The sequence below is a fragment of the Peptacetobacter sp. AB845 genome, assembly GCF_047528295.1.
Lineage (GTDB): Bacteria > Bacillota > Clostridia > Peptostreptococcales > Peptostreptococcaceae > Peptacetobacter.
Window position 1 is genome coordinate 82,738 of sequence record NZ_CP180001.1, and the last position, 13,972, is coordinate 96,709.

The 13,972-nt window shown below is 28.8% G+C and carries 8 protein-coding genes; all 8 read right to left on the bottom strand.

Going from position 1 to position 13,972, the window contains the following annotated elements:
• Window positions 1-167 precede the first annotated feature (167 nt).
• Window positions 168-1,550 (bottom strand): MATE family efflux transporter, encoded by a 1,383-nt coding sequence (locus ACK2WO_RS00395; protein ID WP_414698059.1) that lies wholly within the window; start codon window positions 1,548-1,550, stop codon window positions 168-170.
• A gap of 173 nt (window positions 1,551-1,723) precedes the next feature.
• Window positions 1,724-2,968 (bottom strand): RNA-guided endonuclease InsQ/TnpB family protein, encoded by a 1,245-nt coding sequence (locus ACK2WO_RS00400; RefSeq protein WP_414698060.1) that lies wholly within the window; start codon window positions 2,966-2,968, stop codon window positions 1,724-1,726.
• A gap of 946 nt (window positions 2,969-3,914) precedes the next feature.
• Complete coding sequence (locus tag ACK2WO_RS00405) at window positions 3,915-4,892, bottom strand: hypothetical protein (protein ID WP_414698061.1); 978 nt, start codon at window positions 4,890-4,892, stop codon at window positions 3,915-3,917.
• Window positions 4,893-5,425: 533 nt separating this feature from the next.
• Complete coding sequence (locus ACK2WO_RS00410) at window positions 5,426-6,817, bottom strand: aminopeptidase (RefSeq protein ID WP_414698062.1); 1,392 nt, start codon at window positions 6,815-6,817, stop codon at window positions 5,426-5,428.
• A 135-nt stretch (window positions 6,818-6,952) separates the two neighbouring features.
• A complete protein-coding gene (locus ACK2WO_RS00415) occupies window positions 6,953-8,359 on the bottom strand; it encodes a peptide MFS transporter (RefSeq protein ID WP_414698063.1) in 1,407 nt (468 codons plus the stop codon).
• A gap of 706 nt (window positions 8,360-9,065) precedes the next feature.
• Complete coding sequence (locus ACK2WO_RS00420; protein ID WP_414698727.1) at window positions 9,066-10,457, bottom strand: aminopeptidase; 1,392 nt, start codon at window positions 10,455-10,457, stop codon at window positions 9,066-9,068.
• A gap of 303 nt (window positions 10,458-10,760) precedes the next feature.
• Window positions 10,761-12,152, bottom strand: coding sequence for an aminopeptidase (locus tag ACK2WO_RS00425; protein WP_414698064.1), 1,392 nt, complete (start codon window positions 12,150-12,152; stop codon window positions 10,761-10,763).
• Between the two features lie 163 nt (window positions 12,153-12,315).
• Window positions 12,316-13,722 (bottom strand): peptide MFS transporter, encoded by a 1,407-nt coding sequence (locus tag ACK2WO_RS00430; RefSeq protein ID WP_414698065.1) that lies wholly within the window; start codon window positions 13,720-13,722, stop codon window positions 12,316-12,318.
• Between the last annotated feature and the right edge of the window lie 250 nt (window positions 13,723-13,972).

The following is a 13,972-nucleotide window of genomic DNA, read 5'->3' on the forward strand; positions in this document are numbered from 1 at the left end:
AATTTTTTTCTAAATAGTTCCACTTTATTAATAATTTTTTATCAAAATAAAATAGGCTACCACATTTAGTAATTTCTAATGTGATAGCCATTTTATAAATATTTTTATTTCAATTGTTTTTACAAATTTTTTTCAATAAATTTTTTATAATTCTTTTTAATAAATTTTTATACCGCTATTTTTTCATCACCTGATGATATTTTTGCAGAGAAATCTACTCTTCTTAAAAGTATAGCTCCAAGTATTATGATTATTAAGTTACTTGCATTCATTGCAAACCATATTCCGTCACTTCCAAAGTTTGTGAAGTTTTTCAATAATAAAATCATTGGTAAACGTACAACCCAGAGTCTTGCAGTTTCCATAATGAATGAATATTTAGTATTACCAGATCCATTGAATACTCCGACATAATTTTGGAACATAGCCATTAAAGGCATTGTTACAAGTACCCAAATCATATAGTTTATAGCTTCTCTTTGTGTATTTGCATCATTTGTAAGTAGTGCTATTACTTCTTGTCTAAGTGGGAATATTATTAAACTTCCTATTATTGCTATCCATAAGCTTAAATTTCTACTTACATTATATGCTTTTTTAGCTCTTTTTATGTTTCCAGCACCTATATTTTGACCAACGTATGCTGCAAGTACTGAACCTATTGCAAGAACTGGCATTAATAGCATATTAGATATTTTATTTCCTACACTGAATGCCGCTGTTACAACTGCACCATAGTCTAGTATTAATGTATTTAATATTAAAAATCCAAATGAGCTAAGTGCCTGACTTGCTGCTGATGGAGTTGCTATAAATGTAAGCTTTTTAACTTTATCCCAATTTTTTAATTTTAGATTTTTTCTTCTTAGCTTTAATTTTCCTTTTCTAATGAATAGATAATATAGACAAGCTGGGCAAATTACAACCTGACCTATAACTGTTGCAAGACCTGCTCCAAATACACCAAGTCCTAATATTTTTACAAATATACCTGTAAGAACTATATTTATCATAACTGCAGTTACCTGTAAAATAACTGGTGTTACAGTATCCCCTTGAGATTGTCTAACAGCCTGGAAACATGCAAATATAAATGCAAATATCATTTCCATAGATCTTATTCTTACATACTGAACTGAGTATTCATATACCATATCAGTAGCCCCCATACCTCTAATAACTGATGGACATATTAAGAACAAGATTATATTTATAGCTATACCCAATACAAAAGAAAGTACAAATAGTATTCCAGCATATTCTCTAGCCTCGTCGTCTTTTTCTGCTCCTAAGAACTGGCTTATGACAGCTACCCCAGCTATCGAAAGTCCTATCTGAAATGATACAAATATATTTATTATAGGCCAAGTAAGTGCAATACTAGCCTGTGCTGCAACTGAGTTTTGCATCTGACCTATAAAGAATGTATCTACAAGATCGTTAAACGCCTTCATAAAGTTTGCTCCAAATACTGGTAAAGCAAGTATTATGAACGATTTGTATACATTTGGTTCATATAATAGTAATTGTGTGTTATCCTTTTTTTTCAAGAAATTCCCCCCTCTTTTTTTCTCCAATTATTATAATATCATATTATTTTACTTTAATGTAAAATAAAAAAGCTATAAAATAAAATATTTATTTTATAGCTTTTTTTATATAATTACCAGACTCAAACCCTGAAATTTTCATTTTTTATGAAATTTATTACGTTTAAAATATTTTAATTTATTCTAATACGTAAAGGCGTTTTCAGTTCGCCTCTACAGTATAGCCTATCTAAAGACACAACCTTACTTTTTGCCAATATATTAAGTGCTCCATTTACATCTGCATTTATTATTTTTCCGTACTTTGTCTGATATAACCCTCTTTTTATTCTTTTTCCAGAAAACTCTACTTTTGTACTATTAATATTATCTAATTGTGGAATAAAATCTCTATCTAAAAAACTTGCCTTGGATGTATAGCTTTCCTCTTGTAGAATAAATTTTATACCATTTAATCTAGCTAAATACTTTATTTTTTTATATAATTTTCCAAATGGTATATTATAAAAATTTTGATTATTTATTTTACCTATATTGTTTTTCTTTTGAAAATTTAAATTATAACCACATACTATACAACCTATTTTATTATCTATACAATAATTTAATATTAATTTAGCAGCTTTTGATATATAATCATTTACTCTGTTATTTCTTTTTAATGTGTTCTTATTTTGTCTATTTGTCTTATTTATATAACCTTGATTAACTCTAATACTTTCTAATCTTGAATTTTCTTTATTGTACCATTGATTTATAGATTTCAATCTTTTACCATCAATAATAAAACTATCAGCATCAGAGGTAACACAAGTTGCTAAATTATTTATACCAAAATCTATAGCTAGTGCTTTATTTTTATCTAACTTCATTTGAGTTTCAACTACTTCATATATATACTGAATCTCAAAGAACCTAGCTTTAGCTTTTGGAACTATTCTTATTTCTTTTATAGATTTATTCTCTAATATTGCAGGAATTTTTATTTCTATATAGTTGTGATTTTCTCTAAATTTATATGAATATGGAATTTTTAGTTTATTGTTTTTTATTCTTATAAATCCTATTATTAATGTTGCAAAATCATCATTTTTTAAATACTTTGGCATACGTACACTTTCTTTGTACTCTCCTTTTTTAGATAGCTTTAATAATTCTAAAAAAGATTTAAAAGATCCATCTACTTCTTTTATTATTTGTTGTGCCATATTAGAATTTAAAAGTTTATAATTCTTACTATTTTTTAGTATTTTGTAGTTTTCATTGTAACTTAAAATTTTACCTTCTCTAAAATAAAATTGCCTTATATTATATAATGCTTCATTGGTTAAATTTTTTGCTATATGAGAAAGTTCTCTCAAAGTTAAATATTCATTTTTATTTAAATTTTTTACTTGTTGCTTTATAGTTAAATACAATTTCAACACCCCCTTTCCTTTTAATATAAGTATATCACAGTTTACTATAGCAAACATAAAATTACAAAAAATGAAAAAAGCGTGATTTCTCACGCTTTTTTCGTAATTCAAGTTTACCAGACTCAAACCCTGTATCTTGAAATTAAAAGACAATACATAATTGACTACATCCGATTTATCCCCACTGTACTACACTACTTTTCACTAAAATACAACTATATATTAGCAAAAAGTAATGCAGTAGAGAGTAGCCATATATTAATCTTTAATTTAAGATTTCGTTCACATAAGCTCGCTATTTCTTATGCAGTTCTTAGATTATATTAATCTTGAACTTCTTATGCTTTCACATAAGCACAGACTATATCTTCTTCTTCACCATTATGTGTTAAGAGCCACCCACTTCAGCTCGCTTGAGCTTACTCCCCTTAAGAGGGATAGTCGTTGAACTTTACTCTATTCAAGTCTTAGCTGCTGATCATCCATTACCGAATACTTAGGATTTAACCATATATCATCTAATTAATTTTTTCTGTTTTCACAACGTTCGCACTTATGCCTATTTCATCATTATGCTGTAGTTTAATTAGCTTTAGGACTTTCCAGCAATTCAAGTGGTATATTCGATAGATTAAATATCTATCTCAGACGTACAAATTTCTTTATACGCTTACTATTATCGAAGTCTTTTTCGATTTTAATAAAGTTAAAAAACTAAAAAAAGGAGTTGTTTCTATGAAAAAAACAACAGTATAACTATATTAACATAGTTTCTTCACGATTTCAATATCTTTAAGTTTTTCTCTTTAATTTTTTAATAGCAAAATGTTTTCCAAAGCAAAATAATTTTTATTTTTTAATAGATTTACTTTTATTTTTTAATGCTTTTTTTATTATACTATATAGAATTATAAAACTTTTGTAATTCAATCTGTTTTTTCATATTTTATTCTACAATAGACCATGCATCTTCATAGTATTGTTCTGCATCTTCATATCCTTCAAAATCATCTTGATGATCGTAATAGAATTCATCTGCATCTGAATATTCATATACATCATACTCAGCTTCATACTCTTCAAACAACTCTTCATCTGTTTTTATATTATTATATCCACAGTCATTATTTTCCTCATATAATTTTCCTGTATATATACCAACTGTAAATTCTTTTACAAGATTTTCATCATTACCACTATACAATACTTTTTTCTTCCAATTATTTCCTAAAAATTCTACTTCTTTTACCTCAGGTTCATACTCATATTCTTCTTGTCCTACTACTACTTTACATATTTCATTTTCTTTATCATCTTTCCACATATAATGTTTCTCATAAATATAAATATTTTCCCTATACTCTATATTTATTAACTCTGAATCATCTTGATAATCTAACATAGTCTTACTTATTAAGCTCTCTGGCATACCAATATAAGGTGCAATTTCAGATATATGTTCTCTTCCCCATTCTTCCATATATTTTCTAAGATTTTCTATCTCTTTAGCCAACTTTTCCTCATCTTTAATTTTTTTCTCTATTGCTTTTGCTTCTTTACTATCTAAAAATTCTTTTTTAAATTTACTAGCATCACTTTCAAATATCCAACATTTTTTTGTATCTAATTTTTTTGCAATATCATATGTTCTTTCATAATTTTTTTCTTTGTATGATTGCAACATATTAAAATAAGCCTCTATTTCGTAGCATTGCTCTTCTGTAACTCCAAAAATTTTGCTAACTTTATCAAAATCATTGAATAGTACTGCTAATTTTTTGTATTCTTCTGCTTTTACTAATTTTTCTATCTTCACATTCGCTTCTTTTATTCTATTTTCTCTAATCTTCAAAGTAGATATTCCCCCAACAATTAATGCCAAAAGTAATACCGCTATTAATAATACTTTTCTATTTTTTATCATATAATCACCTTTTCAATTAATATTATTAATTAAAATTTTATCATAAAATAAATAAAAAAGGACAATACTTTTATTAGTAATTGCCCTTTTCTAATGGATTTATTTTTTTATATCAACCTATATACCTATGTTTCATTGAATTGCTTTCTTCGTAATTATAATAACACTTTATCATAATTATTTCTATACTATATCCTTTTTTTATAATACTTTTTCGTTATTATTCTTTATTTATTTTAGTTATTAAAACAACCTTTATTAAATTATTTTTATTTTTTACTTTGGTATATATTTTAAAGTTTTTTCTTTTTATAATATTTAAAATTATTTTAAAAGCAAATATAATTTATTTTATTTTTTTTATTAAAGTTATCGCATTTATTTTTTATAACATTCTTTATAATCTTTTGTTATAAATCGTTTTCAACATAAAAATACCGCTGTATTTATCTCTTTTACAAGATATTACAACGGCATGTTTAGTTATTTATATTATAAAAATAGTTTAGAACTTATATATTACAAACTAGATTTTATGCATTTAAAAGGAATGCTTTGTAAGCTCTTACAGCTTCGTATATATCAGCTTTGCTTCCTACTTCATATGGAGCATGCATGTTAAGTACTGCAACACCACAGTCTATTACCTGCATTCCGTAGTTAGCCATTATGTAAGCGATTGTTCCACCGCCACCAGCGTCTACTTTACCCATTTCAACCATCTGGTATTCTACATCTGCTTCGTCCATTATTCTTCTTAATTCAGCTATATATTCAGCATTTGCATCATTTGATCCGTTCTTGCCTCTAGCACCTGTGTGTTTATTGAATGTTATACCTTTTCCTAAGAATGCTGAGCTTCTTTTTTCAAATACTTCTGCAAATAGAGGATCATAGCAAGCACTTACATCTGATGATAACATTTTAGAATTTTGAAGAGCTCTTCTTACTTTAACATTTGAATCGCCTTCAGTTAATGCAACTAATTCTGCTACCATATTTTCGAAGTATTTTGACTGCATTCCTGTTGCACCCATACTTCCTATTTCTTCTTTATCTACTAGTAAGCAGCAAGATGTTCTTTCTGGATTTTCAACTTCTAACATAGCGAATAATGATGGGAATGAGCATATTCTATCATCATGTCCATATGCAAGTATCATACTTCTGTCTATACCACAGTCTCTAGCTTTTCCAGCTGGAACTATTTCAAGTTCTGCTGACTGGAAATCTACTTCTTCCATTCCATATTTTTCACATAATATTTTTAGTATATTTGCTTTTACCGCATCTTTTTCGTCTTCTTTTAATTCTGTTTCTGAAAGAGGTTTATTTCCTATTAATAGGTCTAAATTTTCTCCTTCTATAACTGTAGCTGCTTTCTTTTCTAACTGAGCTGCTCCTAAATGTATTAATAAATCTGTTATTACAAATACTGGATCTGTTGGGTCTTCTCCTATATTAACTTCTACAACAGAACCGTCTTTTTTAGCTACTACACCGTGAAGTGATAGTGGAGTTGTAACCCACTGATATTTTTTTATACCACCGTAGTAATGAGTATCTAAATAAGCAAATCCTTCTGATTCGTATAGAGGATTCCGTTTTACATCTATACGTGGAGAATCTATATGTGCTCCTAATATGTTCATACCATGAGATATAGGTTCTTTACCTATCTGGAATAAAGCTAGTGATTTTTTCATACAAGCAGCATAAATTTTATCTCCTGCTTTTAATTCTTTTCCTTCAGCTATTACGTCTTTGATGTTTCTATATCCTGCTTCTTCAGCCATTCTAACTGATAAAGTAACACATTCTCTTTCTGTTTTACCTTCATCTAAGCATTTTTTGTATTTTTCATTTACTGCTTCTAGTTCTTTAAGCTGACAATCATTGTATTTTGTCCAAAGATTTTTTGACATTTCAAAAGCCCTCTTTCTTTATTAAGTATATTTATTTTATATTCTGTTACTAAAGGTTTTTAGCAAAATGTATATTTAAAGTGTAGCGGATAACCGCTACACTTTTTATCAATATTATTTATTTTTTTATCAATATTATTTATTTTTAAATTCATCTAATGCCATTAACTTAACAAGTTTCTTTCTTAATATGAATAGCATTACCGCGAATACTATAAGTACTCCTGATATTGTTCCAAATATCTGAACATATCCCATTGTTGAAGTAAGTCCTGCTAATTTACCTGATAGTAAGTTTGCAAAGAAGTTACTTAGATACCAAGCACCCATTGCAAGTGATCCATATCTAACTGGAGCAAGCTTATTAAACATTGCCATACCTATTGGAGATATACAAAGCTCACCTAATGTTAATAAGAAGTATGCTAATAATACGAATAGTATATTCATTTTAGCACTTCCGTCTAATACACCACCAAGAGTTCTTATACCTAATATTAAAACTACGAATGCTGCTGCTGTTAATAACATACCTAATGCCATTTTTGTTGGTATTGGTAAGTCTCCTCTTTCAGTTTTTTCTAGTTTTAACCATAAGTTACCTAGTATTGGAGAGAATGTTACACATAGTATAGCATTGAATGATACTAACCATGGAACTGGTATATTAAATCCGCCGACTTTTCTATTAACTAAATCATTCATTAATATTGAGAATGAAGTCTGAGTCTGGAACCATGCAGCCCAGAATAATACGACGAATACAAATAATACTGCCATTGCAACAATTCTTTTCTTTTCTGTTTCTGTTAAAGGTTTGTGTTCATGTTCATGATGATGTTCTTCTGTTGATGCTTTTGTTTTCTTATTAGCTTTTTTATTTACTGGATATTTACCAACTTCTCCTAACCATTTTGGAGACATTACAGCTATGAAAACAGCTACAAAGAACATTACTATAGCTGACATTAAGAATATATATCTATATCCATAAGATAATATTTCTCCACTTGCTGATATTTCAGCGAACCATTTATCTGCTATAAGACCTGAGAATATTGGACCAAAGAATGAACCTATGTTTATAGCCATGTAGAATAGAGCATATGCTGCATCTTTTCTACTTAAATCATCTTGGTCATAAAGAGAACCAACAAGGTTACTTATCTGTCCTTTAAAGAACATACCTGCTAATATAAGGACTAATAATCCCATCCATATACCACCTATTGATGGTTTTGCAAAGAATAGAGTTAGATAACCTAATGCTGTTAGTATTGAACCTAATACTAATGATTTTTGGATTCCTAAATAGTTATCTGTTATCCATCCACCAAGAATAGAACCCATATAGTTTACCGCTGTATAAAGACCTATTATTGATGATGCCTTAGCAACGCTAAGACCTAGACCGTTAGCACTAACATCTGCTGTTAAGAATAGTATAAATACAGATGAGAATGCATATCCACAGTAGCTCTGAAGTGCTATAGAAATGTTTACTAGCCAAAGCCCTATTGGATGCTTAGTTTTTTCTGACATAAGATTTTCCTCCTTTAAATATATATATAAATTTTTAATTTATATCTTTTTTATATTCAATTTATTAAGTTAATATTTGATTTATTAAGTTTTAATATTTGAATATTTTTTATCATTTTGGAGATTTTTTTATTTATATTTTTCATTATTTTTCATTATTTTTTATAATATATTAAATATTGAATTAATAAATATATTATCTATATATTTATTAATTTATTAAATTTCAAATTAAATTATTGTTGTTTTTATAATTAAAAACGTTTTCTTTTCTTTATAGTTATTATATTAACATCAAGATTATTCTTTGTCTATACCCTATTTTTATTTGTAGTTTACATTATATACATAATTATATATAAGTTTACTTTAATTTAAGTTTAAATATTTAATTTCATATTTTCAGAATATAATTTATTTACTTTCTTATTTTTTTAAATTAGATTTTATATATATTAATTGTAATTTTTATAATAAATATGTCATTATTATCTCTATAGCTTAATATTTTTAGCTTTTTGTATTTTTTATATTTTGTCAAAAATTACACATTTTAATTTTAATCTATAATGTTTTTGTATTGATTTTTAAACAAAAAAATAAGTACATTGAATCGTAATTATCCAATGTACTTATTGTATATATTATAAAATCATATATTATTTTTTATACTTTATATTATTTTTTATATTATACATTTAATATATTATGCATTTAAAAGGAATGCTTTGTACGCTCTGTATGCTTCGTATACATCCGCTTTGCTTCCTACTTCGTATGGTGCATGCATGTTAAGCACAGATATTCCACAGTCTATTACTTCCATTCCGTAGTTTGCAGATATGTAAGCTATTGTTCCACTTCCACCTACGTCTACTTTTCCGTATTCAACTAACTGATATCCAACTTCTGCATCATCCATTATTTTTCTTAAATTTGCTATATATTCAGCATTTGCATCATTTGATCCATTTTTACCTCTAGATCCAGTATGTTTATTGAATGTTATACCAAATCCTATTGTAGCTACACTTCTTCTTGTGAAGTATTCTGCGTAAAGTGGGTCGTAACAAGAACTTACATCTGATGATAACATTTTAGAATTCTGAAGAGCTCTTCTTACTTTAACATTAGAATCTCCTTCTGTTAATGCAACTACTTCTGCTACCATATTTTCAAAGAATTTTGACTGCATTCCTGTTGCACCCATACTTCCTATTTCTTCTTTATCTACTAATAAGCAGCAAGATGTTTTTTCTGTATCTTTAACTTCAAGCATAGCAAGTAAAGATGGGAATGCACATATTTTATCATCGTGTCCATATGAAGCTATCATACTTCTATCTAATCCACAATCTCTTGCTTTTCCTGCTGGAACTATTTCAAGTTCTGCTGACTGGAAATCTAATTCTTCCATGTCATATTTTTCTTTTAATAATTTTAATACATTTGCTTTTACAGCATCTTTTTCATCTTCTTTTAATTCTGATTCTGCTAATGGTTTACTAGCTATTAGTATATCTAATTTTTCACCTTCTATAACTGTTGCTGCTGGTTTTTCTAACTGAGCTGCACCTAAATGTACAAGTAAATCAGTTACTAAGAATACAGGATCATTTTCATCTTCACCTATATTAACTTTTACTACACTTCCATCTTTTTTAGCTATTACACCATGAAGTGCTAATGGTTCAGCTACCCACTGATATTTTTTTATTCCACCATAATAATGAGTGTCTAAATATGCTAATCCATCTGTTTCATATAAAGGATTCCGTTTTATATCTAATCTAGGAGAATCTATATGTGCAGCTAGTATATTCATACCATGAGATATAGGTTCTTTACCTATCTGGAATAATACTATTGATTTATTCATACAGCAAGCATAAACTCTATCACCAACGTTTAATTTTTTACCTTCTGCTATAACTTCTTTTAAATCTTTAAATCCTGCTTCCTTTGCTTTTTCTAATGTAAAATCTATAGCTTCTCTTTCTGTTTTACATAGATTTAAACAATTCTTATACTGTTCATTAACCTCTTCTAATTCTTTTAACTGAGCATCAGTATACTTGTTCCAAAGATTTTTCTTCATATCCATTTCTAATCCCTCCAATTTTTATAAGGTAACTTAAATTTTAAACTTCACAGTGCAACTATTTCTCCCTCATAAATTTTAAGTCTAAACACTGATTTTAGATAAGAAAACAATTTCCTCTCTGTTATTATCATAACATTTTGTAAATTATATGTCCACATTATAACTTTATTTTTTTAATACTTTTTTGTTATAATTTTTATTTTTATACACAAAAAAAGTACTGTTGTAAAATATTATAAGTATAAATACAACAGTACTTTATTATCAATTCATATATATTAAACTATAAAATTTATCTTATGCATTTAAAAGGAATGCTTTGTAAGCTCTTACAGCTTCGTATATATCAGCTTTGCTTCCTACTTCATATGGAGCATGCATGTTAAGTACTGCAACACCACAGTCTATTACCTGCATTCCGTAGTTAGCCATTATGTAAGCGATTGTTCCACCGCCACCAGCGTCTACTTTACCCATTTCAACCATCTGGTATTCTACATCTGCTTCGTCCATTATTCTTCTTAATTCTGCTACGTATTCAGCATTTGCATCATTTGATCCATTTTTACCTCTAGCACCTGTATGTTTGTTGAATGTTATCCCCTGGCCAAAGAAAGCAGAACTTCTTTTTTCGAATACTTCTGCGAACATTGGATCGTAGCAAGCACTTACGTCAGATGATAACATTTTAGAGTTCTGAAGTGCTCTTCTTACTTTAACATTAGAATCTCCTTCAGTTAATAATACCAATTCAGCTACCATATTTTCGAAGTATCTTGACTGCATTCCTGTTGCACCCATACTTCCTATTTCTTCTTTGTCTACTAGTAAGCAGCAAGTTGTTCTTTCTGGGTTTTCAACTTCTAACATAGCGAATAATGATGGGAATGAACATATTCTATCATCATGTCCGTATGCCATTATCATACTTCTGTCTATACCACAGTCTCTAGCTTTTCCTGCTGGAACTATTTCAAGTTCTGCTGATTTGAAGTCGTCTTCTTCCATTCCGTATTTTTCAGCTAATATTTTTAATACGTTTGCTTTTACTGCATCTTTCTGATCTTCTTTTAATTCAGTTTCAGCTAATGGTTTACTAGCTATTAGAAGGTCTAAGTTTTCCCCTTCTATAACTACAGATGCTTTCTTTTCTAACTGAGCTGCACCTAAGTGAACTAATAAATCAGTTACTAAGAATATAGGATCTGTTGGGTCTTCACCTATATTAACATTAACTACTGAACCGTCTTTTTTAGCTACTACACCGTGAAGTGATAGTGGAGTTGTAACCCACTGATATTTTTTTATACCACCGTAGTAGTGAGTATCTAAGTATCCTAATCCATCTGTTTCATATAAAGGATTCCGTTTTACATCTATACGTGGAGAATCTATATGTGCTCCTAGTATGTTCATACCATGAGATATAGGTTCTTTACCTATCTGGAATAAAGCTAATGATTTGTTCATACAAACTGCATAAACTTTATCTCCTGCTTTTAATTCTTTTCCTTCAGCTATTACATCTTTGATGTTTCTGTATCCTGCTTCTTCAGCCATTCTAACTGATAAAGTAACACATTCTCTTTCTGTTTTACCTTCATCTAAGCATTTTTTGTATTTTTCGTTCACTGCTTCTAATTCTTCAAGCTGGCAAGCAGTATATTTTGTCCAAAGATTTTTTGCCATTTTAAATCTCCCTCTTTCCTCTATATTGTTTATTTTCAAGATATTTATTTAAAATAAAGGTGTAGCTTTTATAGCTACACCTTTTATCTTGCGTAATTTTTATATACTCATCTAAGTGTAGTATATTTACAGTTTTATATATGTTTTCTATATTATTTAAATCTTAAGCTTCTTCAAATTCATCAAGAGCCATTAATTTAACTATACCTTTTCTAAGTACTAATAACATTAATGCGAATACTATAAGAACTGCTGATATAGAACCGAATATCTGAACGTATCCCATAGTTGAAGTAAGTCCACTTAATTTACCAGATATTAAGTTTGCGAAACAGTTACTTAAGTACCAAGCACCCATTGCTAATGAACCATATCTTACTGGAGCTAGTTTGTTGAACATTGCTAGTCCTATTGGAGATATACAAAGTTCACCTATTGTTAATGCTAAGTAAGCTACTAATACGAATATTAAGCTCATTTTTTTAGAACCATCTACTACACCGCCAAGAGTGTTTATACCTATTATAAGTATTACGAATGCTCCTGCTGTGAATAACATACCTAAAGCCATTTTAGTTGGTATAGATAAGTCTCCTCTTTTGCTCTGTCCTAATTTTAACCATAATTTAGCCATTAAAGGAGCAAATATAACACAAAGTATAGAGTTGTAAGCAACTAACCATGGAACTGGTATAGTGAAGCTTCCGTACTCTCTCTGAACTAAGTCATTCATTAATATTGAGAATGAAGACTGAGTCTGGAACCAAGCTGACCAGAATAATACAACGAATACGAATAATATAACCATTGATAATATTCTTTTCTTTTCTGTCTGAGTTAAAGGCTGATGTTCAACAACTTCTTTTTTACCAGCTGCTTTAGCTGCTTTAGCTGCACCTTTACCATTAACTGGGTATTTAGCTACATCTCCTAATAATTTTGGAGCTGTTAGGAATATGAATATAGATACACCTATCATTAATATACCGTTCATTAAGAATACATATTTATATCCGAATGAAACTATTTCACCTGTAGCTGCTATTTCAGCGAACCATTTATCTGCTATAAGACCTGATATTATTGGACCGAAGAATGCACCTATATTTATAGCCATGTAGTATAATGCGAAAGCCGCATCTTTTCTAGTAAACTCTGTAGGACCATAAAGAGAACCTATAAGAGCACCTATCTGACCTTTAAAGAACATACCGGCCACTATAAGAATTATAAGACCTGACCATATACCAGCTACTGTTGCTGGAGCGAAGAACATAACGATAAATGCTAAACCATTTAAGAATGAACCTAAAATTAATGATTTCTGAATTCCTAGATAGTTATCTGTTATCCATCCTCCAAATATTGATCCCATGTAGTTTATTGCTGTATAAAGACCTATTATTGATGATGCCTTAGCTACACTAAGACCTAAACCATTCTGCGCAACATCTGCAGTCATGAAAAGTATGAATATAGATGAGAACGCATATCCACAGTGACACTGTACACCTGTTGCTATGTTAGCAAGCCACAGTCCCTTTGGATGTTTTACTTTTTCTGTTGACATAAAAAAATCCTCCATTAGTATTATGTATTTTTAATCACTCTTAGTGATTATAAACAAATTTAATAGATTGCAGTGATTTTATGTCTTAGCCGATTATTTAGGACTTAAATCTCCCATATTTAAGTCCTAAACTCAATATAATTATAAAATCACCCTATTTTTAATCCCTCAATATCATCGTCAAGAAGTTAACCCAAAATATCGTTTTCATATTATTTAAAATTTTTAACTTTTAATATCATTATGATAT